We start from the raw sequence: 23,223 nt of genomic DNA on the forward strand, positions 1-23,223 counted from the left end.
GGACTGTATATCCTTGCAGGCGCACCGAAGATAGGCAAGTCGTGGTTAGCATTGGACTTATGTTTGTCTGTCGCTAACGGCGAGCAGTTCCTCAAACATGATACAAATATTGGTCAGGTATTGTATCTGAGTCTCGAGGACAACCTCATGCGCTTGCAGAACAGGATATACGATCTCACAGATGAACCTTGTGAGAACTTGAACTTCGCAATAGAAGCGCAGTCAATAGGCAACGGTCTTGAGGAAGAACTTGAAAAGAGTAAGCAGGAGCTTCCGAATCTGAAAGTGATTGTTATTGATACACTTCAGAAAGTAAGGTGCAACACAGATGTCAACTATGGCTCAGACTACAAAGAGCTCTCTGTACTGAAAGCGCTTGCGGACAAGCTGAAAGTCGCAATACTTGTCGTGCATCATACCCGCAAGTGTTATGACAGCGATCCGTTCAATATGGTCTCTGGCTCGACAGGTATCATCGGCAGCGTCGACGGAATCATGGTCATGATAGAACAAAGGCGCGGCAGCGGTAAAGCTAAACTGCACTGCGCTGGTCGTGATATCGAACACCTTGAATTGAATTTGGAGTTTAACAATCACAGGTGGAATGTAGTTGATGATGTGCCTGAGCGTCAGCCAGACCTTTTCTCTTTCGCTATACATGATCTCATGGTCGATGAGAAACGTTTCACAGGTTCGGCGACTGAGCTCTGCAAACTTATGTACAAACACTTCGGACGTGAGTATGCTCCGAACTGGATAACGAGAAATCTTGTTCAGCACACGAATGAGCTCAAAACATACGGAGTGCTTTTCACAGCTCGCAGAAGTCATGGTGCACGAATACTGGAACTCATTTATGACCAGTCGGGTGACAGTAAAAATGGAAGCCTGCTGTGGGTAGAAATTGCTGACCATGCCGGCACCCGAAACTCAGAATACGTCTATTTACCTTTGTTTGAGGCAGGTGACGGTAAAAATACGGGTGACGGCATAGGTGCCTCAGGGTGACGGTATAACGCTCTCGGGTGACGGTAAAATCACGCACAAAACGCGCCGTTTTTGCCGCCGATACCGAAATCGGACAGGTAACCACCTGAGCCCACAGAAGCGATTGTGGCGCAACGTCGAGCGAGTGTGGCGAATAAAACAGTAACGAATCGTTACAGAATTATTCGCAGAGGTCAGAAGCAGTGGCTGGGGGCGAAAAATCAACCCTACTGGGTTGGCAAGCATAGCAGCTGGCTTTCCGCCTGCCGCCTTGCTTGTCGGGCAGAAGCCCGAACCCACTTTAATTGGCATAAGAAAAGGAGAACGATAACATGAGAAAGAAAAATACTACGATAGCGATACGCTGCACAGAGGAAGAGAGCAGATGTATCCATGAGCTCGTTGAGAGGCACGGCTTGAAGCTGAGCGACTTCGTAATGCGGTGTGCTCTCGGCAAGAAAATCGTTGTTGCCAATGGCATCGATGAGATAGTCAGGCAACAGAAAGCTATCGGACGTAACCTCAACCAGATAGCTACACTTGCAAACATGGACAGGCTGACCGCCGTGAATTTTCAGCCTCTCCTCGATGAGCACAGGAAGGTCACGGAGCTGATAGGTCAGCTGCTTCGGGAGGTGAAATAGTGGCGACGGTCACAGCGATAAGTACAAAGGGCGGTGGCGGCGGCAAGAAAAGTCTCGACTACATTTGCCGCGATGACAAGACCGAGGGCAAGAAATATGTGACGGCTCTGAACTGTTCGCTGCCCACAGCCTATCAGGAGTTCAAAAACACAAGGGAGATGTACAACAAGACAGATGGAGTGCGTTACTATCATTTCGTTCAGTCGCACCCGAGCGGCTACAAGATAGAGCCGTCACTTGCTCATAAGATAGCTGTTGAGTTTGCTGAGAAAGCCTTTCCGGGACATGAAGTTGTAGTGGCAACTCACACCGACGCCGACCATATACACTCGCACTTCGTACTCAACGCAGTCAACGCTGACACAGGTCTGAAGTACCACTCCAACAAGTTCACACTGCAAGATTTGCGACAATTATCAGACGAGATATGTCAGAAGTATGGAGTGACAACTCTCAGCAAACCTGAGATTCACAAGCAGAGCAATGGTGTCACTAACGGTGAGTATCGTGTTGCAATGCGAGGTGAGAGTTGGAAAATGGCTTTGTCCAATACCATTGACGCTGTCATGAAAAGAGCTAAGAGCAAGAAACAATTCCGCTTCTACATGAAGCAGTGTGGCTACGATGTTAAGTGGGAAGATAGCCGCAAGTACATCACGTACACTTGTCCCAACGGAATAAAGTGCCGTGATAACAAGCTTCATGAAGCAAAATACAGGAAGGAGAATATGGAATATGAGTTCGAAATACGAAGAAGTGAAAGAAGCCTCCAAGCAGAATTTGGAGGAAGCACAGGACATACCAACTATGGTCTGCGTTCAGGAAAACAATTGGCTTGCGCTGATATCACAGCTGAAACTACTGACAGATACGTTGTTCGAAGTCAAGGCTCAGACAGATGTGACCATGACATACGCACAAATGAAAATGTACCTGAAAAATCAGCAGACGATTTACGATCAGTTGCTGGAACAGGGGAAGGAGATACAGGAGCAAACGTCGCAAAACGTGACGGCAGAGGTGTCGAAGCTGGATCAGGCGGCGAAGGACCTCGTCTCACAGGCTGGGAAGCTGAACGAGCGGACCTTATCGCAGCTGAAATGCTCAGAAGAGCAGAGCAGAAGTCAAGGCTTCAGATTGCTCCGACTGGTGGTGCTGATAGAGTTTCTGCACCTGATATCGTCGGTAGTATTGCTGCTGTGGCTTCGATAATTGAGGACGAGTCCGCCGAAGATACCGAATACGCTCGGGAACATGTTGACCGAAAGGCACTGGCTAAGGAGATACGGAAAAAAGAAGATCTCGGTATGCATATGGGGTAAACGATGACTCTCTAAAATAGGGACACGACTACCGTAACGGTACTTGAAGTACCGAAACTGGACTGCACTCATTCCCACCTCGGGAGCGAGTTCCCAAAATGGAAATTCGGTATGGTGGGATGAAATATCCCGTCATGACTATGAGGTGGTAAACCGCCACCTCATAAACCTGAGTCGGCAAATCGCAGGCTCAGCAAATGGTACGTCAAACGACAGTACCTATAACAAATATTTACAAAGGAGTAATGAAAAATGAACAATGTAAATCACATCAGACACAACCACGAGACAAATAGAAGGAGTATGATTGAATGGCTGAAAACAAAACAGAAACTAAAATCGTAATGCTTACCATAAAGGAGGCGGCAGCTCTTGTAGAAGGGCTGACTGAATACAGAGTACGTCAGATGTGCATCAATGGTCAGGTGCCGTATATCATGGCGGGTAAGAAATATCTAATAAATAAGGAATTATTCCTTAGATATCTGCGCGGCGAGACTGCGTAAAAATAAATAGTACAAACGGTGTGATTTTGCTGGACTTACACAGAGAGTTGTGGTATGATGTCGTTGGCAAAAACGCGCCATATTTATGAATGGAGGAGGGAAAATATATGGCGACTATCAGAAAAAGGCCGAACGGTTCATTTGAGATAAAAGTATCATGCGGCTATGGTGTTGACGGAAGGCAGCATAATCAATACAAAAGCTACTATCCGGAACCCGGTATGAGCCCCAAGCAAATAGAAAAAGAGGTTAACAGGCAGGCGGTGCTGTTCGAGGAGGAATGCAAGAAAGGACAAATAACATCTGCAATCAAGTTTGAAACATTCGCCGAGCAATGGCTTGAAGAATATGCCAAAATCAATCTGCGAGCTACATCGTATTCAAAGATGATACAGGTCACTAGGCGTATATATCCCGCGCTCGGTCACAAACGTTTGGACAAGATAACGTCCAGAGACATACAAAAATTTATCACTGGTCTGCTTGTGAACGAAAAGAATATGAACAACGGTAAGTCTCTTTCAAGGAAAACTGCTGTACATCACTTAAATTTCATAAGTGATGTATTCAACTATGCTGTTAGAATGGGTATGCTGACGGACAATCCCTGCAGAAGAGTAGTTGTTCCGAAAATCGAACAAACGGAAAAGGAAATATATACGCTAGACGAGGTGAAAGAATTATTCAGCAATCTTCAAAATGAGCCGTTAAACTATCAGGTGTATCTTACCCTTGCAATTTATAGGCTCATATTTTTTATCAGTGCTCATTAATATCCACTCCCTTTGCTCTAATTATATCAATTTATAAGCGCTTAGTCAATATAATAAAGTCGATGTGAGTACACGCAACTGCGAAGATTTTTGTATTAGAAAAATTTCATATTAGAAAAAATATTAGAAAACTAACGAAAAAGGCACTTCCGATCTCTCGAAAGTGCCTATTCTTCTGTATATGTGTTACAAATTAGATACGGTATGGAGCGCGGAAAAAAATTCGCGGTCCATAAAAACTGAACCGCGAAGCTGTCTGCGGCGACTCGCCGCTGGGGTGGGAGATGGGATTCGAACCCACGGTCTTCGGGACCACAAGCCGAATCCCTAAAGATTTCACCATATTCGAGCACTCTCTTTAAGCTCTGTAAGTGGCTTAAAATAGCCTGATTGTCACTGATTTCTTGAATCACCGTTGGAAAGTTAACGGAGATAGTATTAGTAAAGTATTAGTAGTACTGGGTTACTCCGGTATAGTCATATCTGAGAGAAGCCATCAAAGAGCATGTAGTGTATGAGTTGCGAGTTACGACTTGGCGTCAGGCAATGTAAACGGCGTGCCATTTGGGTTGTAAGTAACGTTAAATACCATATCAGAGAGCCACTTCTTGAACGATGGGTTATCTTGGAACTGTTTAAATAGTTCCATGTTGTCTGCCATGATTCTAAAGATAACCTGTTGTAGCGCACGTTCACTTTCCATTCTGGCACTCTGCTTATCAGAATTACGCATTGCGTTCTGGTACGCTTCATCTTTTGATACCATTCCAGGGATTTCAAGGATCTGCCTACGTGCATTGTCCTTGTCGTTCCATTGTACATTTCCAAACATGTCGTTAAATTCGAGTATGATAGCTGAAAGTAGATCCATCTCAGGATCAACGATATGCCCGCTGCCCCCTGTAGGAACAGGAGCTACTTCTGCATTATCATCCTCCAATACGATAGACATAGAATCTCTGGCTTCATTTCTATAGCTTTCAAGGTCAATGGTTTCGTATATTCCCTGTGTGAGATCATCAACTTTTGGTGAGGGCAGCTTCGGAATCAACAGGTGCAGGAAGATAGACAGGCGCTCCCAGTCAGGATTACCATAAGGAAGAATAGCGCCAAGGAATCCGTAAGTTCTGACAAATGCCTTAGCTGCGCTCTTGAATTTGATTTGATCTTCGGTTTCAAGGCTTTTGTATATGAACACACATGGATCAAGAATCGGATCGAGCTTATCACGCTCAGCACCGTTCAGATATGCATCAACAATTCTTGTGACATCATCCTGTCCATATACTTGATACTCCTCCATTTCCTGTACCTTATCGTACAGCTTGTTGGGATCAGTTTCACCGGAGAGAATGGTGGTTTTGTAGTATGTAGAAAAGGCTTTCTCGATGATTTCAGGCTTGTTAGCAAAGTCCAGTACACAAGTATCATGCTTCTTCGGATGACAACGATTCAGACGCGAAAGTGTTTGTACCGCTTTGATATCATAGAGCATCTTATCTACATACATTGTGTGTAGCAACGGCTCATCAAAGCCGGTCTGAAACATATCCGCAACAATCAGAATACGATATGGGTCGGACTTCAGCTTTTCTGGAATGTCCTTATCCGAGAAGCAGTTCAGGCCTGCGGACGTTAACGGCTGATCATAGCCTTTATACTTAGCTTCACCCGAGAAAGCGATAATAGCTTTGTAGGGACTATGTCTGTCAGCAAGGCATCTGTTTACTGCAAAGTAATATTCGATGCAGCGAGGAATGCTCGCAGTAACGATCATTGCACGAGCCTGACCACCAATTTTACCCTTGGCGATTACCTGTTCATGGAAATGCTCAATCATCATAGCAGCTTTCTTGGCGATAGTATACTCGTTACTCTCGACGAAGTTGCGGAGCTTCTTCTGCGCCCGTTTCTTGTCGAACATTGGATCGTCCTCTACGGTTTTCATAAGTTTGTAGAAGCTGTCGATTGTTACATAGTTTTGGAGGACATCGAGGATGAAACCTTCCTGAATTGCCTGTTTCATAGTGTACACATGGAAAGGACGATGCTTTATCTCGCCGTCCTCCTCATAAGGTACACCAAAGGTTTCGAGTGTCTTGTTCTTCGGTGTAGCAGTGAAGGCAAAGTAGCTGGCAGTCGATACAAGCTTTCTGCCTTCCATTAGGATATTGATCTTGTCTTCGTTATCGATCTCATCATCAGAAGCAAGAGCAGACAGCGCAAGGTTCATCTGTGCGGAGTTTCTGCCGCTTTGCCCAGAATGCGCCTCATCAATGATAATTCCGAAGTGTTTGTCCTTATGTTCCTGACCAAGATCAGTAACTATGCACGGGAACTTTTCGACAGTTGTGATAATGATGCGCTTGCCGTTCTGGATCCCCATTTTGAGGTCTCTGGAATGCTCAGCCCATAGAACTGTGCTGCTTACCTGCATGAACTGCTTTATCGTATCACGAATCTGCCTATCCAAAATCTTACGATCAGTTACAACAATTACTGTATCAATAAGCGGTTTGCCATCGTCCTGTTCCAGTCCAATGAGCTGATGAGCCAGCCATGCGATAGAATTAGACTTACCGCTACCTGCGCTGTGCTGTATAAGATAACACTTGCCGACACCATTCTTGCTGACATCAGCCAACAGATTCTCTACTACATCAAGCTGATGATATCTCGGAAAGATCTGCTTGTACTTCTTCTTTTTCGTCTTCTGGTCGGTTTCCTCTATTACCTGAGCGTAATTCTCTATGATACGTGATAACTTTGCTTTGGTGAGGATATCCTTCCAGAGGTAGTCTGTCATAATGCCATCAGGGTTCGGCGGATTCCCTGCACCGTCGTTATATCCCTTATTGAACGGCAGGAACCAGCTGTCTTCCTTACAGAGCTGTGTGCAGAACTTGATTGTTAAATCGTCCACAGCGAAATGAACCATGCAGCGTTTGAAGCTGAACAGAATATCACGGGGATCACGATCATTCTTATACTGCTTAACAGCATCTTCTGTGCTCTGTTTCGTAAACGAGTTCTTTAACTCCATCGTAATGACAGGCAGACCGTTTATGAAGATACACAGATCGAGAGCCAGTTTGCTTGCGTCCTGCGAGTAGCGGAGCTGTCTGGTTACGCTGAAGATATTCTTATCAAACAAAGCCTTCCATTTGTCGTTCTTTTCAGAAGGCGTTCCATAGAACATGATAAGGTCATCAGCAGGATAAGCATTTACACCGTTACGCAGCACATCAATAATACCACGCTTGGCAAGCTCTCCCTGCAGGCGATTCAAGAACTGTCTCTTATTCTGCTCTGACCTGTCAGTACCGAGCTTAGCCATTTCCTCAGGCTGAGTATCGTACAGGAAACGGAACAGTCTTGTCTCGTCGATAGCATACTCTTTGTTGTAGTCGCTGTTGTTGCCCTCTTCATAGCCGTTGTGTTCTGTGAGCCACTTAACGATGAGGGTTTCAAAGCCTGCTTCTTTGGTATTGGTAAAGTTCACTCATCATCAGCTCCTTCATCAAGGTATTCATCATCTACTTTTGAATCGCTGTCAGCTTCCTCGTCAGTGTATTCGTATTCTGGTATTTCAATGCCTCGAACATCTATCTTGCCCGTGACAACATCGGAAATCAAGCGTTTTCTAAATTCCTTTAGCTCGTCTATAATCTTTTCCTTGATGTCGATGATGTGGTCAATTTTACTACACTCTGTATCAAGATATGAAACAATACTTTTCTGATCTTCATAATCACAAAATGGGATTAGTAAATTCATCAGAGCATCAGAAGTGATAGCTGGGTATGCTACTCCATTTGAATGTCTGATAACCTCATCGCAAAACCAATCTGATTTACAGCAATATTCTAAGAATCTACTATCCACAAGTGCAGAATCCGGTTGTACTACAGCAAATCCAGTTGATACTATGACATCTTCATCATCAATAATCGTTGTTATAGCTTTGAGATAGGTCCTAACAGTTGAGATAATAATGTCATGCTTTTTAACTATTCTTCTTGCTCTTGAAGGAGCGCTTTTGAAGGTTACCATTTCGTATTGTGTAATGCCTTCTGTATAGTTAACAGAGCCAATGTCAATATATCGAAAAGAGTATTCCGGATCTGTTGATTCACTTAGTGAATAGCAATTACATTTAGCAATGTATTTTAATCGAATACGTTCAGAGATCGATGTAATGCGACTATTGATGATTTTTCTCTTTGTTTGACTTAAGTTTTGAATAATAGCTTTCTGTAGTGAGATCAACCTGTTTATCTCCGAAACCTTCCAGTCCAGAAAGCGCACAATCTGGTCTTGCTCTTCACGTGGCGGAACTGGCACAACAATACTTGTAAACTCTGGGGAATAAGTACGCCAGCGCATCATCATGATTCCATGACCATTTTTGAAACACTGCTGTGAAAACAGCGGTGTTCTAAACAGATAATGATAATAAGAGGAGTTAACTCCGTCATGCGGCGTATAAACATCATATGCGGGGCTTGTTACTCCATTATATGCAGAACGTCCTATAGCGCCCATCCAGCAAAGCATGATATTTACTATAATATCATCAATATTAACAATCTTATATCCATCAGCATTCCTTGCCTTATTACCAGTTGTATGTTCAAGATCGGAATGTTGTCGCACACCAAGATGTGTGTACAAAGAGATCAAGTTGACTTCGTTTAGAGGTTTATTATTCCGTTCATCGTGTAACGAGAAAAGACCTTTTATTCTTTTGGCAGACCATGTCTCTGGGATTGAAGGCAACCAATCAATGTTTGAAGCTTGATAGCTTTCATATACTCTCATGAAATTCCCTCCATAATACCAGCTATCATGCCGTCTGCCTGCTTCTCCAAAGTGTTAAGCTCTGCAATGATATCTGACATTTCACGTAGCTCCACAGGCTTATAGAAATACTTGGAGAAACTAATCTCATATCCTATGACAGTTTTCTTCTCATCAACCCAGGCATCAGGAGCATAGGGCAGCACCTCGTTCTGCATAAATGCCTCGATGCCGCCCTCGTACTTGAACGGAACGCTCTCAGTGTCACGCAGTTCAACATCTGCCTCACCAAGTACAGGCTGTGCGGTCGAGTCCTTCTCAGTGATAAACGGTCTAATCTTCTTCAGGGCAGCGGCTTTCAGCTTTGTTGCCTTTGCAAAGGCATTCCAGTCATCCAGAGGAGTACTTGTCGGAACAGAAGCAAGTGCTTTCCTAACTGCTTCCAACTCTTCCGTCTTCTTAAATGTGTCTGATGGAATTTCTCTGTCAGGATACACACGTAAACGCAGTGGGCGCTCTACAGTAATAGACCAGTAGGCAAACTGATCGTTATCAAAAATCATACTAACATCGCTTTCTTCCATTTCCATGAAGATGCGGAGAATCTCTGCACGGATTTCTGGTGTGAATTCGCAGTTTTTCTTTCCCATATTCTTATCTAGTGGTGATTTCATCTTTGTCGCATCGATAAGCTGAATCTTACCTTTGCGGCGTTCTTCCTTACGGTTTGACAGAATCCAGATGAACGTTCCCAAAGGAGTATTATAAAACATATTCTCAGGCACTGCAATGATCGCTTCAACAAGATCGTTCTCTATTATATAACGCCGGGCATTGCTCTCACCAGAACCTGCATCTCCAGTGAAGATGGAAGAACCGTTATGAACCTCAGCGATACGGCTGCCGAGCTCAGTATCCTTCATCTTTGATATATTATTAAGCAGGAACAGCAGCTGTCCGTCACTTGTTCTCGGAATCATGGAGAGCTGTTCGCCACTTTCCAGATACACATTGAATCTGGTGTCAAGAATCTCCTTCTTGCCGCCCATTTTCTCTGCATCCACCTTCCAGCTCTTTCCGTAAGGCGGGTTTGAAAGCATGAAGTCAAACTGTCGTGACGCATTACAGTCGATAGAGAGAGTTGAGCCAAAGCTGATATGTTCTGCCTCTTCACCTTCACCTTTTAACAACATATCTGCTTTGCACAATGCATAGACTGGAGCTAATATTTCTTGACCAAATAGATGAATCGACACTTTCTTTCCGTATTTTTGAGCTAGAGATTGTAGTCTGCTCTGACCTACAGTTAGCATACCTCCGGTTCCACAAGCACCATCGTAACAGGAGTATGTAGCATCCTTAATCTTATCAGCAATAGGTACGAAAACAATATCAGCCATCAGTTCAACTACATCACGAGGAGTCCAAAAGTCACCAGCGGCTTCATTGTTTTCATTATTAAACCTTCTGATAAGTTCTTCATATACGGTTCCCATACCATGATTATCAAGCCCAGGATGTTTGATAATGGTATGTGCTTCGTCCTTATACACTGGATCGGGACTAAGGTTTATGTCCGGGGAAACAAATTTTTCTATTACAGCACCAAGAACATCTGCTTCATTTAGCTTTTTAATCTGTTCACGGAAGCCAAACTTTTCAAGGATTTCCTGTACATTAGGCTAGAATCCGTCCAGATATGCTTCAAAGTCTGCTTGCAGCGCCTGCTTCTTTGCGCGGCTGGTAAGATCACGCAGACGGAATGGGGATGCATTACAGAACGCCTGTCCTGCAACATTGCACAGTGCGCCCCACTGATTGTCGATTTTGGCCTCATCGAGCTTCTTCTTCATATCAAGAACCGTTTGCTTGCTATCCTCCAAGAGAACATCAAGTCTACGAATGACAGTCATTGGAAGGATAACATCTCGAAATTTGACGCGTTCCACCACATCACGCAGACAGTCGTCTGCAATGCCCCAGATAAAACTTACGATCTGATTGTGAATCTGATTGTCCATACTATTACTCCTTTATAATCTTTGTATCGTAGTTTGGAGAACAGCACCAAGTGCCACACAAAATTCTATAACTACCCCATGTTAATTGTAGCACAATTCAACAAACAATGCAAGCGCATAGCACTGTACCTTTTGTAAACTTTCGTTGAACATAATTGTACTTAAAGTTATCTAATCTTACGTATACGGAAACGCTAAGGACACCCAACTTCCGATAGTCGCATCGTCGGAAGCTACGTGTAGAGATCTACACGCTGGGTGTCTTTAGCGCATCAGGGGCGATCGAGTAATACCTCAGCCTACGCAATCGGTTCCCTGACGAGTGTCAATAGATGGCTATATATAGCAAAGTATGTTTTCTACAAAAGTATAATCCCTATTCTACGCATAGTTCGAGTCACCTCGAAATCGGGTCCTTCTCTCATCGAGAACTTCTGTTCTGTTGCTGGCAGATTCTGTCAGTCTCCTCGATGAATCTTTCAATGCTACTACCATACACCATGAAACGAGAACCCATTCTCTTGGACTTTATAGCTCCTCTCTTTATTAGATAATAGAGCTTATCATCGAGCATGTCATATAAGCAGGCTGCTTCATGTACTGACAGCAGCTGTTTATCGACATTTACTATGTATCGCATATGTTCACCTCCTTTCGATTCGTTATTATTCGGTATCTTTTAACACCTTGAACTGTGAAAGAAGAGCGTTCTTCCTATGTTAACTATGTACTTCATGTACATTTCCTCCTCTCTAAGTGTTATTTTTAACTATCTTGTACGATCTTGTGCTGTGAAAGAAGAGCGTGATAATCACGCTCCTTCTTTCATCCGGGCAGTAATGTAGCTTTCTATTGAACTGTATGGTACCTTGATTTTGTTGCCCTCTCTGTAGCCTTTGATCTTACCCTCTTTGATATAACGGTAACACAGACTTCTGCTTATTCTCAGCACATCCATGACCTCCTTACAAGTGAGTATTTGTGGTTCGCTGTAACATTCTGACATAACAAAGTCCTCCTTCATGCTTTTCCTGACTATTCGAGTTCAGCATTACATGAAGTCGCCAACTTTAGAGCAATTTTGATATCACATTAGTAAAAACATTAGTAACACAACGAAAAAAGCACTTCCGATTTCTCGAAAGTGCCTATTCTTCTGGGGTGGGAGATGGGATTCGAACCCACGATCTTCGGGACCACAAGCCTATGCTGACGGATATTCCGCAGTTTCATCCGGTTTATCAAAATACTTTTTTGCGCCTATATTTCGAGGATTTGAGCAGATTTGCCGTGTAATGCCTTTGCAGAAAAAATTGTCTAACTGTAGGAAAAGTGTAGGAAAAATATTGCAGACAATTACTGTTGATACTTCATTTTTCACTGGTTGCAACACAGGCTGCAATAAGCGAAAAGAAGTAATTCGGAAATATACTCAGATTGGCTATTTTACGCTGAATCTGGACGATGCTAAAGAATACCTTTACGCAAAATCTACTAAGCGCAGAATACTAAGCTGGCACGATATTCACGTTAATGTGTTTATCTGAATAAAACAACAGAGTCCTCATAGCTTCGGCTGTGAGGACTTTTTTTGTTCCGGAAAAAACTTTTACGTGAAAAAAGTGGTATAAGTGGTACGAATCAAATTATCGATGAATTCCGGTTTCTGAATATTCTCCAAGCAAATGAACTTAAAATTCCTAATTCGGCATTTTAATATGGAATAGAGAGAAACCGCTATAAACTTTCTCATATATCTCTCTTGACCGTTTTACCCTCGGTGACTATGAAGGTATCGAAGTCGTAAATGCAGTTGACTGGTTGCTTGATAAGAACTAATACAAAAGAATGGCGGTGCAATAGCACCGCCATAAATATTTGTTGTCCTCTGTCTCAGTCTAAACGCATTTTACTTTTTTAGAAATTAGAATGTTGTGAGTTCATAATCAATTTCTTTGTATTTTTTCCCAATAGACTTAGCTTCAGCTTCGGAAATAGTTTTCTGAGTTTTTCCAGCGTAATACGTTATCGTCAAACTTCCATCACGATAATCATAATTTAACGATTCTATGTTATTGAGTTCTGAACCGCTATTGTATTTATAGTAAGCCCCACCATGTCCCATTCCATAAACAGATGAACAAGCAATTATATTATTATCACATAAGTAATACCATGATCTTTGTGCCCCTTTACAAAGGCGCACAAGCTGATTGTTGTTTATAGTGTATATTTCAGATATCGAAGGAGCACCGCTGCTCAAAGTACCTGATACTGTGATAAGCTCAGGCGATTTATCTCCGTTTAAGTCCATTAGTGCATACTTCCTTTCAGTGTCGTAAGAATACTGAGTTGATATGTCTGCATTGATACAATCAGATTCTGTTTTTGAATTTGCCTTAATATAGCTTAATCGTGACTTATAAAGCGGGAAATCATTTATTGTCGGTCTGTTGAGGAAATCCTCAAGGCTGACTTTTCCGCCTGTTGAAAGATATGCATAGTAAGCGAGGATACATGATGCATCTATAGCGTTTATATTACCGTCATTATTAACATCACCCGCTGATTTCTGAGCTTCCGTGAAGCCTCCGTCTTGTCCTGTTGACAACATCGCATAATATGCCAAAACGGTGGAAGCATCTACAGCGTTGATATTTCCATCGTTATTGACGTCTCCGAGCGTATAATCAACAGGCGTTGCATTTTCTTCTTTTATTATGATATAACCCTGAATGATACCGCGTGTAAATGTCCATGCTTCCATAAGCTGATCTTGTTCACGTTCATAATAAGGTGGTGCATTACTAAATTCATCAGCAGCGGCATCATTGTTGATGTACTCGATTTGTATTGGATAAATATCGCCTGGTTGACAATCCGAGGGAATAATCAGCGGAAATGACCACATAACGCCGTCAGCACCGTCCCCAGGAAGGCCTGCTGTTGCAACAAAGATACAATTATCATCAATTTTTACAGCACTCGGATGACACAATTTTATCGCCTCACCGGACTGTATAGCTTTTTTATCACCATTAAGGGAAAGTCGACTGTCCCAATTGATATGTATACCTGTTGCTGCGTATTTCCCCGCAGCACCTATTACTGACAAATCCACCGTACATATCGGATTAGCTCTTGCTTCTTCAAGTGAAAGCTCTATCCTGCTTAATGCCAGCGTGGGCTTAACAGTTGCTTGATCTACATCAAATTCATCAAAACAGCTTAAATCTCCCGCAGCAGGACCTGTATCAGCATTGGAATATGCCATTGTTGTGCTGACCGTGGTAGTAGTCGTTGTGGTAGTAGTCGTTGTAGTGGTCGTAGTTGTTGTACTTGTAGTTGTAGTCATCTTAGGATCGTCGCCTAATGAGATAAAAGTGAAGTCAAAAATGTCTGCATATTGCTGTGCGGAAGAATTATTATATCCGCATATAACGCCGAGATAGTTTCCCTTGCCTTGCGTAGAATCATAAGTATTGCAGAATGTTATGGGCTTCTTTTGGCTTACTTGATCGGTAATTTTGCAACGTGAATTTCTAATCGTAACCGAGGACAAGTTAGGACATTCATAAAACGCATATTCTTGTATAGATTCAATCGTTTCAGGAATATCTATTTTTTTGACGCCTTTGCACCATGCAAAAGCACACTTCCCAATCTGAGTTACGCTTTGAGGGAATGTATACGATGAAGTGTCCTTACCAGACGGGAATTTGCTTATCTTGGTCATATCCTTGCTGTACATAACGCCTTCTCTGCTTGTATAATATTTATTGTTGGAATCGACGTTTATGTTTGTAAGGGTATCACAGTCGAAAGCGTTAAGGTAATAAGAGTTAACATTTGCAGGGATATTTAATACCTTTACTTCTGTGCCAGAAAGGAAGTTCTTCCCGATATGGGTTACAGGCAGATTGTTGACAGTATTAGCTATTGAAAGCTGTGTTGCAGTTGATCCATACACTACCGAATATGCTTCGTAGTAATCGAAATAATAAGAGTAGTATATATTTTCTGTTTTATAATATAGGTCATTAAAGCTGTTCTTTCTTCCTATGTCATTAATAGATCCAGTAGTATATCCCTCAACATATGAATCATACTGCGCTTTTGTTATTTTCGTTCCATTGAATTTATAGCCATAATACTCAGCTTGAATAGCTGCCGATGTATCTTCAAGCGTAGCTACTTTTTCAAATCGATCACTTTTCTTTTCATATACGATCTTCCATGAATATCCTTGACTTCCGCCCTCAAAAAATACATATTTTTTTGTTGGAATAACATTAGCCTTACCATATGCCCCTGTTATATTTTCATCGCCAAGACAAACAATCATATTATTAACAAAAGTGTATACATAAAGATCAGAAAAGTGATATTCACCGCCTGAAACGAATAGCTCAGGCGTGCCGTCTGTATCTATATCATATAGCTCGTACTTTTCTCCATACTTCTCATCTGTACCATCAAACGAATCAGACTGCATATATTCATCGAGAACTGCCCTATATGCCTCTTGCCACGAATTGTATGTTTGTGTGCTTGCATCAGCAGCGACAGCAGTATGAGCATATTTATCTATGTCTAAGTTTAAAAATGAAACTGAGAGAATGGCTGAGGTTATTATAGATAAAACTTTCGTTGCTTTCATAAAGTTCCCTCCTTAAATTGCATTATCCCATGCAATAGCGTAATCGGCTGATATATATCCCATATAGTTGGTGCTGTCTTGATTAACGCTTATGTAGTACCAGCCTTTATTGTTGTACACACCGTATTGTCCCGTCGATTCAGGTATAACATTAAAGAGCTTTCCGTTTGGAATTTGAACCAAAACATCTGAATCTGTACTTGGAGCTGAACGAACATTAAGCGTACTGTTTATGTCACTGGTATTGACATAGCCAATGGCGTTTGTTGATCCCATATAAAAGTCTTTATTGATCGTAAATCCACAATCAATAGCTTTTTCGCGGCATTTTTCTCTAAGTGTGTTTCCGTCGTAATACTCAGTTTTCATGCCAAAAAGCGGCTCGTTATAGGCGTACCCAAAAGTATTTGGAATAGTATCGTAGACTAATTCATCGTTTTTGTAATAGGTTACTACATATCCAGCATTGGCTCTCCAACATATAAGGTCATCGACACCATCACCGTTATAATCCTCGATATATCCTCCCGAGCTTCCTCCGGAAAGCGAACTAATGAAAAACTTGTTGTACATCATGCCTAATTGTGCGTCAGGCTGATGTTTTGTTGGTTCAGTTGATTGTGTACTATCTTCGTCTACTACGACAACTGAGATATCAGTCTTTATAGCCGGATTATCTTTGCAAGAAATGGAGACTATACATTCCCCACTTGATACTCCTGTTATATACCCATGAACATTTACAGAAGCGATATTATAATCGTTTGATGTCCAATATTCGTTGATTTCATCGCACCCTTCGGGGTAGTGCAAAATGTTGACATTTGTTGTCTCGCCTATTTTTATTTTGACAGAATTCTTTTCCAATGTGTAGGATTTATCACTTTCTGATGTTGTAACAACAGTAGTCGTTGAGCTTTGAGCTTTGCTTGTTGTCGTTTCAGCAGTAGTGACTGTTGAAGTCGCCGCCGTACTGGTTTCTGCTGTTGTTTCGATAGATGAATCATTGCTGTTTGGCTTTTTGTCTCCTTTTTTGAAGATCAATCCAACGCCTATAATAGTGCCGATCCCGACAGCCAGAACAGCAGCGCCGATAAGAATACTTTTCTTCAAGTTTCCACCGCTTGACGTTTCTTCAACCACGTCATTTCCCGCGTAAGCATACTCCTCTTCCTGCTCGGTTTCGTATACTTCATCATCTGCTTCATCGGGGGCGTAATTAACTGTATCTGCTTCTGCTGACGGTTCTGCGGACATTTCATCATCTTCAATAGATGCGTCGTCAAATGAATCGACAATAGAACTATCCTCTGCAATCGCGGTATCGAGCGTATCTTCGATTATCTCGTCAGAGGTATTGTCATCGGATAACTCAGACTTGGAGACGCGGCGTTCGTTTATGGCGTTGCTTGTTTTCTCTTTCATATCAGCAAGCGAAGAGCCTGCACCGTCCGCAATGGACTTAGCCTTATTTTTCGCAGCGTTCAGCTTATCCTTGACATCATCTGATTTGGCGTACTCAACTGCGTTACCAGCGGCGTTCTTTGCAGCTCCGCCGACTTTCTTTGCCGCACCAGCGAGCAGTCCTATGCCTGACTTTGCTTTATCCGAAAGATTTGCAGTATTCTCCACACTGGAAGAAGATGTTATTTTCGTTCCACCGGAGGGCGTACCGCTGTCAGCATTTGAACTCTGTTTGCCCCAATTCTCCGGCAGTTTGTTATTCTTCCCCCATGAATCGGGGATATTCTTATTCTGTCCCCAAGCATCGGGCTTCTGATTATTATCGCTCATAATATCCCCCTCGTTATGGTTCGTCAAGTCCGCCGTTTGGCGGACGGCAGCGTTTTATGCGCTTAAAGCCTCTTTTTACGCCTCTGAACACGCCGTACTTTATGATGCACTGCTTCATATACTCGGAACAGCTTGGCTGAAACAGGCAGGCTGAACGCAGCAGCTTTGGCGCAAATCTTTGATAGGCAAAAAGCATCAGGAGCAGTATATTCTTCGCCTGACTGAATATGAAAGCAATAGATATCGCACACAGAAGTGTTATAAATATCGGCGTAGATAGGTATGCGCGTACAAGAATAGCAGCAATTAGTATGGCGGTCGCAGCGACGAATTGAAGAAGCTCCTTGTACATCGTAAACTTTGGTCTTATGACTGCTTTACATACCTCAGTTTTTCGCGCTTTATAAAAGGCTTTGATGATTTCCTTATCCGTCATGACTGTTCATCGCTGTCGTAGTCGATCTGCTCGGGGGCAGCGTTGCCTTTATTAAGCAAGCCCTTTGCCTGACTTGCAACTTTAGAGATACGCTTCTGCGTGTTCTGCATTTTGTCAATGACCGTATCGGCTTCGGGTTTGATAACTGGATATGTATTGCCGCAGCAAGGGCAGAAACCGTACATACTTATTTGGTTATCCTCTTTGACGTCAAATAACGGGAAACCGCATACAATAGCCCAGCAGCAGCCTGTCACATACAACAGCAAAGCGTCCTTGCAGCCTATTGCCGCACAGCCGATAGTCTTCTTCTTTTTGATTGTCTCGCTTATGAGAACGGCAGAGTTCTGATTGCAATACGGGCAGAACACATCTCTTTCGATAACGACAAGGTTATTGTTTTTCATAATAGCTCCTCCTAAACTTGAATAGTATTCGGCGTTTGATGTATAATAAAAATATCGGGTACAGCTTTTGCTTTTCGCAAATTTATATAATCTGCGGCGGTCATTCAGCTTGTTTTATATGTATGATTTTACCACAATTTCACATTTTCTTCAATGTAATATAAGAAAAATTTACAAATTCCAAACAAAAACCAGCAGTTTATACAAGGCGTAAAGCCTTAGTTTGTATGGTTCGACAGTGTATTTACCGTCAGAAATATGGTCAATAAGGAGTGAGAACTATGGCACGTAGGGGGGAAAATATTTATAAACGCAAGGACGGACGTTGGGAGGAACGTTATAAGTGCGGCTTCACAGGCGATGGGAAGGCTAAATATCGCTCTGTATACGGTCATTCCTATGCAGAGGCAAGGGCGAAGCTTGTTTCCTTGAAGGTCGCCGCTCCTACTATGACTGCTTCCTGTCATCTGACGGTAAAAGAGCTTTTCAGCGAATGGCTGTCCGCAATAAAGCTCCGAGTGAAGCCTTCTACCTACGCTAATTATCAGATGAAGGTTGAGAAGCATATACTTCCTAAATTCGGTGGTCTTATCTATGAAACGCTGACGGTACAAATGCTTCATGCATTTATTGATGATAAGCTAAATTCAGGTCTTTCCCCGAAGTACACTTCCGATATTATCGTTGTTTTCAAAGCTATGGCGAAGCATACTGCCAAGATACATAGTACAAGGAACATTCTTGCAGATGTTATAACGCCTAATTGCATTATGGAAGAAAAGCCGCTGCTTACTCCTACGCAGCAGCGTAAGCTGTATAAGTATCTTTTATCCAATCTTAATACAACGTCATTGTGCGTATTATTGAGCTACTATACGGGACTTCGTGTCGGTGAAGTCTGCGGTCTTATGTGGAGCGACATTGACGTTGATAAAAGTCTTTTGACCGTCAGGAGAACTGTACAGCGTATACGCACAGGCAATGACGGCACTCAGCTCATTATCGGTACTCCCAAGAGCAGAACGTCACAGCGCATGATACCTATACCGTCTTTCCTTATGAAAATACTGCGGAAATTCCGCAGTAATAATGACCGATATATACTTTCCAATACAACAAGAGTTATCGAACCTCGCACACTACAGAACCGCTTCAAATCTATGCTGAAAAAAACGGATTTGCCGTCAGTAACGTACCATAGCCTCCGCCATATGTTCGCCACAAATTGTCTGCAAGCAGGCTTTGATATAAAGACGCTCTCGGAGATACTCGGTCATGCGGGTGTACAAACAACACTGAACCGCTATGTTCATAGTTCAATGGAGCGTAAGGCGTACTGTATGAGCCTTATCACTCCTGCTGCTTAAAGCTTATTTGCCGTCAAAAAACTCGTCACCATCAGTATCAGAATAGGCTACATATGGCGTAAAACGGATATAATTACTTGAATTATATAAATTTGCGGCGATTTTTATGTCTGCTGAATAAGCACAGTATTTCTCGCACTTTGTGTTATTGTATTCTATACAATATTTATTGTAGCACATCAAATTCATATTGTCAATCAACTATGATAAAATATTTTCATAGGACGGTGACGGTATGAAAGAAAAATATTTTGATAAATACAGAACGATCGGCTTGAAGATAAGCTACTACCGCAAGCTCCGCGGACTAACGCAGGAGCAACTCGCTGAAAAGATTGAAAAAAATCTCGCATTCATCGGAGCAGTGGAAGCGCCCAACGTGAACAGGACTGTATCGCTTGATACGCTGTTCGATATTGCCGAAGCTCTTGACGTTCCTGCATACAAATTTCTGACAGAAGATGAATAATAATATCCCCGTTGTTACGCTCACAATGAACGTAATAGCGGGGATTTTCATATACTTAGACTTTAGTTGTCATTATCAGTTGATCGCTAAAACAGTTACATTGCGGATATTTGCATTTTCATAGCTGATAAACGCCTACAAACAGCCGGTCTCCCCTTGTCGGGGAGACACTTTAAGTATAAAAACTAGCTGTTTGATTATTTTTCTCTATAAGGGGATTTGGGTAATATGTTGATTATAGTTGTTTATTTCTCGTCTGGCTTCTTCATGTAACCACGGCAGTAGTTGCCAGTGACCTCATGAACGTGCATGGCAAGCTGTTTCAGTTCAGATTTGCCGCTGTGATACAGCTTTCCGTCCTTTGCATTTACCGAATTAACCATATAATGTACATGATAAAGAGAATTGCCCTGATTCTCCTTATGCAGAGCTGCTATCGTCTGATGATCCTTGAAGAAAGCAGCGATATCATCAGTATACTTACGAGCTGTCGCTTCATCATGCACAGTCTTCTTATCAAATGCAACCATGAAGTGCATTACCGGATTATCACCGATTTTTCCGTAGTATTTCTTCATCGCAATCATCTGTTCGTATGTATAATCCACGTTTGAATCACACACACCGTAGCCCATTGTATCTACGCGTTCTTCATCCGGCTCCGGTTTATCCTTGTATACGTATTCAACGCAATTACGGAAGTAACCTCTTCCTTCGCCGTTATCAGTAATTCTCTTCTGTGTCAGAATATCCATAATGAATGCGCCTCTCTTTCCATTTTCTTAGCATCTTCTTCGGAATACTTTGCGAGCAGTTTCACAGCTTCATTAGCGTAATTCTGGAACTGCATCATTTTAGGTGGGGTATTGTCTGTTTTCGAGTGGTTCAGTCGTTCATTCATGACTGCGTTAGGCTTAATGCCTCTTTCTGCCGCCTCACGCTCGATGCTGTTAGCGGTTGCTTCCGTCATAAGTACAGTCTTACGGACGGTCTTTAAGTCTTCTTTGTTTCTCATAGTGGTTTTCCTTTCGTATTATATTCCCATAAAGCGTGTAATACCTATAACTCCATATTCAGGTACTGTATATTACACACATACATATGTTCATATATACTAATACCCTTATTGTTGTTATCCATTACTTATTCCTCTATTATTTATATTTAATACAGGTCGCTTACGCTCTACAGGTTATCATATAGTAATACTTTTTTGACGAAATTGTATTACTTTTCGAGAATTTTAATTTTGTAAACATATATAATTATTATGAAATAATTATTTCATAATAAAAGCTTTTATTTTCCCTATTTATAGCCTTCTACTCCGAGAATTCTTCTTTTCTGTATATACATTATTATGATGATACCATGCTCGTGGTAATCAAATTCAGAAAGGAGGACTGAATCATGTTTGACAATAAGCGCTATCTGACGTGCGGGGTAGACAGCACTATACCACTTGAATTACAGCTGTTCCTGTGGGAGTGCGTTGAACGAATGCCTGCTCCAAAAGACTACCTACAGGTGTTCGAGTTAAAGCCTGTTGGCTGTTTACAGTCGATAACGCACAGCTCAGAAGAACCAGAGTATCACATGGAGTACCTGCTCCCGCTGGATACTCCAATCGCCGATAAGGTCTATATCATAGACGACGGCGACCACAGCACCATGATACTTGCAAACGAATATTGAAAATAAGGCCAGCCCTTCAGGGGCTGGCTATCGTTATTTATGGAGGTTTTTTACAATGGAAGATAACAACAAGAACTCTTTATACTGCTCGCACTGCGGAGCACTTATTGACGAAGATGATGACTATGAAGAGGTCAATGGTGAGATAGTCTGCACGGATTGCTATGAACGTCATACCACTACTTGCGACCGCTGCGGCTCAGTTATCTGGACAGACGATAGTTACGGGGACGAATACACTACTCTCTGTCATCACTGCTATGAGAACCACTACACCAGATGTAGCTGCTGCGATACACTGCTTCACGAGGATGACGCCTACCACCTGGACGGATACGACTATTGCAGTGAATGCTATCATGACGAAGTTGATCGTAACAGAAGTATCCACGATTATGGTTATAAGCCGGAGCCTATCATGTACGGTGATTCCAAACGATATTTCGGCGTTGAGCTGGAGATTGACGGAGCAGGAAAGGACAGCGATAACGCTGATGAAATACTTAGAATAGCCAATTCAGACGGTAACAGCGAGCACATATACATCAAAGGGGACGGTAGTCTTGATGATGGTATGGAGCTTGTAACGCATCCCATGAGCCTTGATTATCATAAGAGCTTCTGTTGGGAAGAGATAATGAAGAAGGCTATATCTATGGGATACCGCTCTCACCAGACAAGCACCTGCGGCTTACATATCCACGTTAACAGGGACTGCTTCGGTGACGACAGGGATACTCAGGACGATGTTATCGGCAGGATCCTCTACTTTGTGGAGCATCACTGGAACGAGATGCTGAAGTTCAGCCGCCGTTCCGAGTACAGTATGAACCGTTGGGCTGCCCGTTACGGCTTTGAAAAGACAGGACGTGAGATACTGGATAAGGCTAAAAAGGGAAACAACGGCAGGTATGCAGCCGTCAACCTGATGAACTGGGCAACGATAGAGTTCCGCCTGTTCAGAGGTACACTCAAATACAATACACTGATAGCTGCGCTGGAACTTGTCAACGCTATCTGCGACCTTGCTATCAATCTCACCGATGAAGGTATGTCGAAGATGTCATGGTCTGAGTTCGTAGATACCTTACACGAAACTGAGCTTATTCAATACCTCAAAGAGCGAAAGCTGTATGTAAACGAAGATATCGCAAACGAGGAGGATATGTAATGAAAGCTGATATGAAAAAGGTCATTGCAAGTTCCGCAGGTGAAATTATAGCAGTAGCCGCACTTGTCACTGCAACAGTTGTTGTAGATATGATAAGCGACAGGCTAAAGGAGATCGCAGACGAAAAGAAGAAGCCGATGATAGATATAATTTTAAAGGAGGACAAATAAT

General features: G+C 42.4%; 22 protein-coding genes and 1 tRNA gene. 10 read left to right on the top strand and 13 right to left on the bottom strand.

The window, feature by feature from the left end:
• The 5 genes from BMX22_RS09060 to BMX22_RS09080 form a co-directional block, all read left to right on the top strand.
• Positions 1-1,008, top strand: a 1,008-nt coding sequence (locus BMX22_RS09060) for an AAA family ATPase (protein ID WP_074742159.1), incomplete at its 5' end; no start/stop codon positions are given.
• A gap of 311 nt (positions 1,009-1,319) precedes the next feature.
• Entirely contained in the window at positions 1,320-1,631 is a 312-nt protein-coding gene (locus BMX22_RS09065) for a plasmid mobilization protein (protein WP_074742160.1), read from the top strand.
• Positions 1,631-2,953, top strand: coding sequence for a relaxase/mobilization nuclease domain-containing protein (locus BMX22_RS09070; RefSeq protein ID WP_074742161.1), 1,323 nt, complete (start codon positions 1,631-1,633; stop codon positions 2,951-2,953). Before BMX22_RS09065 ends, BMX22_RS09070 begins: the two co-directional genes overlap by 1 nt.
• A gap of 311 nt (positions 2,954-3,264) precedes the next feature.
• Positions 3,265-3,459: a helix-turn-helix domain-containing protein gene (locus BMX22_RS09075; RefSeq protein WP_074742162.1), complete on the top strand. Its 195-nt coding sequence runs from the start codon at positions 3,265-3,267 to the stop codon at positions 3,457-3,459.
• A 107-nt stretch (positions 3,460-3,566) separates the two neighbouring features.
• The gene (locus tag BMX22_RS09080; RefSeq protein ID WP_074742163.1) at positions 3,567-4,232 is read left to right on the top strand and encodes a tyrosine-type recombinase/integrase; all 666 of its coding nucleotides are present in this window, start codon (positions 3,567-3,569) and stop codon (positions 4,230-4,232) included.
• A gap of 279 nt (positions 4,233-4,511) precedes the next feature.
• On the opposite strand, the gene BMX22_RS16465 is transcribed toward BMX22_RS09080, so the two are convergent.
• The 11 genes from BMX22_RS16465 to BMX22_RS09125 all read right to left on the bottom strand — a co-directional run bounded on the left by BMX22_RS16465 (position 4,512) and on the right by BMX22_RS09125 (position 18,350).
• Positions 4,512-4,591: transfer RNA gene (locus BMX22_RS16465), tRNA-Thr, on the bottom strand.
• A gap of 167 nt (positions 4,592-4,758) precedes the next feature.
• A complete protein-coding gene (locus BMX22_RS09085; protein WP_074742164.1) occupies positions 4,759-7,734 on the bottom strand; it encodes a type I restriction endonuclease subunit R in 2,976 nt (991 codons plus the stop codon).
• Positions 7,731-9,053: a restriction endonuclease subunit S gene (locus tag BMX22_RS09090; RefSeq protein ID WP_143055509.1), complete on the bottom strand. Its 1,323-nt coding sequence runs from the start codon at positions 9,051-9,053 to the stop codon at positions 7,731-7,733. Before BMX22_RS09090 ends, BMX22_RS09085 begins: the two co-directional genes overlap by 4 nt.
• Complete coding sequence (locus tag BMX22_RS09095) at positions 9,050-10,528, bottom strand: class I SAM-dependent DNA methyltransferase (RefSeq protein WP_318259722.1); 1,479 nt, start codon at positions 10,526-10,528, stop codon at positions 9,050-9,052. The genes BMX22_RS09090 and BMX22_RS09095 overlap by 4 nt, the downstream gene beginning before the upstream one ends.
• Positions 10,529-10,714: 186 nt before the next feature.
• Positions 10,715-11,053, bottom strand: a complete 339-nt coding sequence (locus tag BMX22_RS16870) for a type I restriction-modification system subunit M N-terminal domain-containing protein (RefSeq protein WP_318259723.1) — start codon at positions 11,051-11,053, stop codon at positions 10,715-10,717.
• Positions 11,054-11,474: 421 nt separating this feature from the next.
• Positions 11,475-11,693: a DNA-binding protein gene (locus BMX22_RS09100; protein ID WP_074742165.1), complete on the bottom strand. Its 219-nt coding sequence runs from the start codon at positions 11,691-11,693 to the stop codon at positions 11,475-11,477.
• Between the two features lie 171 nt (positions 11,694-11,864).
• A complete protein-coding gene (locus BMX22_RS09105; protein WP_074742166.1) occupies positions 11,865-12,059 on the bottom strand; it encodes a helix-turn-helix domain-containing protein in 195 nt (64 codons plus the stop codon).
• A gap of 918 nt (positions 12,060-12,977) precedes the next feature.
• Complete coding sequence (locus BMX22_RS09110) at positions 12,978-15,713, bottom strand: leucine-rich repeat protein (protein ID WP_074742167.1); 2,736 nt, start codon at positions 15,711-15,713, stop codon at positions 12,978-12,980.
• 12 nt (positions 15,714-15,725) lie between these two features.
• Positions 15,726-17,507, bottom strand: a complete 1,782-nt coding sequence (locus BMX22_RS09115; protein WP_074742168.1) for an SH3 domain-containing protein — start codon at positions 17,505-17,507, stop codon at positions 15,726-15,728.
• Positions 17,508-17,520: 13 nt separating this feature from the next.
• Positions 17,521-17,943, bottom strand: coding sequence for a membrane protein insertion efficiency factor YidD (gene yidD / locus BMX22_RS16470; RefSeq protein ID WP_207645878.1), 423 nt, complete (start codon positions 17,941-17,943; stop codon positions 17,521-17,523).
• Positions 17,940-18,350, bottom strand: coding sequence for a hypothetical protein (locus tag BMX22_RS09125; protein ID WP_074742169.1), 411 nt, complete (start codon positions 18,348-18,350; stop codon positions 17,940-17,942). Before BMX22_RS09125 ends, yidD begins: the two co-directional genes overlap by 4 nt.
• A 281-nt stretch (positions 18,351-18,631) precedes the next feature.
• On the opposite strand from BMX22_RS09125, the gene BMX22_RS09130 reads away from it, so the two are divergent.
• Positions 18,632-19,717 carry a tyrosine-type recombinase/integrase gene (locus BMX22_RS09130; RefSeq protein WP_074742170.1) on the top strand — a complete coding sequence of 362 codons (1,086 nt, stop codon included), beginning with the start codon at positions 18,632-18,634 and terminating at the stop codon, positions 19,715-19,717.
• A 235-nt stretch (positions 19,718-19,952) separates the two neighbouring features.
• Positions 19,953-20,186 (top strand): helix-turn-helix domain-containing protein, encoded by a 234-nt coding sequence (locus tag BMX22_RS09135; protein ID WP_074742171.1) that lies wholly within the window; start codon positions 19,953-19,955, stop codon positions 20,184-20,186.
• Positions 20,187-20,431: 245 nt separating this feature from the next.
• Here the strand turns inward: BMX22_RS09135 and BMX22_RS09140 are convergent, their stop codons facing one another.
• Together BMX22_RS09140 and BMX22_RS09145 are read right to left on the bottom strand one after the other, a co-directional pair.
• Positions 20,432-20,941, bottom strand: a complete 510-nt coding sequence (locus BMX22_RS09140; RefSeq protein WP_074742172.1) for a relaxase/mobilization nuclease domain-containing protein — start codon at positions 20,939-20,941, stop codon at positions 20,432-20,434.
• Positions 20,929-21,201 carry a hypothetical protein gene (locus BMX22_RS09145; RefSeq protein WP_074742173.1) on the bottom strand — a complete coding sequence of 91 codons (273 nt, stop codon included), beginning with the start codon at positions 21,199-21,201 and terminating at the stop codon, positions 20,929-20,931. The genes BMX22_RS09140 and BMX22_RS09145 overlap by 13 nt, the downstream gene beginning before the upstream one ends.
• A gap of 395 nt (positions 21,202-21,596) precedes the next feature.
• Between BMX22_RS09145 and BMX22_RS09150 the strand changes: the two genes are divergently transcribed.
• From BMX22_RS09150 to BMX22_RS16475, 3 genes are read left to right on the top strand one after another with little or no spacing between them, the layout of a single operon-like run.
• Positions 21,597-21,881: a DUF960 domain-containing protein gene (locus tag BMX22_RS09150; RefSeq protein ID WP_074742174.1), complete on the top strand. Its 285-nt coding sequence runs from the start codon at positions 21,597-21,599 to the stop codon at positions 21,879-21,881.
• Between the two features lie 55 nt (positions 21,882-21,936).
• Complete coding sequence (locus tag BMX22_RS09155; RefSeq protein ID WP_074742175.1) at positions 21,937-23,052, top strand: amidoligase family protein; 1,116 nt, start codon at positions 21,937-21,939, stop codon at positions 23,050-23,052.
• Complete coding sequence (locus tag BMX22_RS16475; RefSeq protein ID WP_177173003.1) at positions 23,052-23,222, top strand: hypothetical protein; 171 nt, start codon at positions 23,052-23,054, stop codon at positions 23,220-23,222. Before BMX22_RS09155 ends, BMX22_RS16475 begins: the two co-directional genes overlap by 1 nt.
• Position 23,223 lies beyond the last annotated feature (1 nt).

This window comes from Ruminococcus sp. YRD2003 (genome assembly GCA_900109435.1).
In the GTDB taxonomy this organism is placed as follows: domain Bacteria; phylum Bacillota; class Clostridia; order Oscillospirales; family Ruminococcaceae; genus Ruminococcus; species Ruminococcus flavefaciens_G.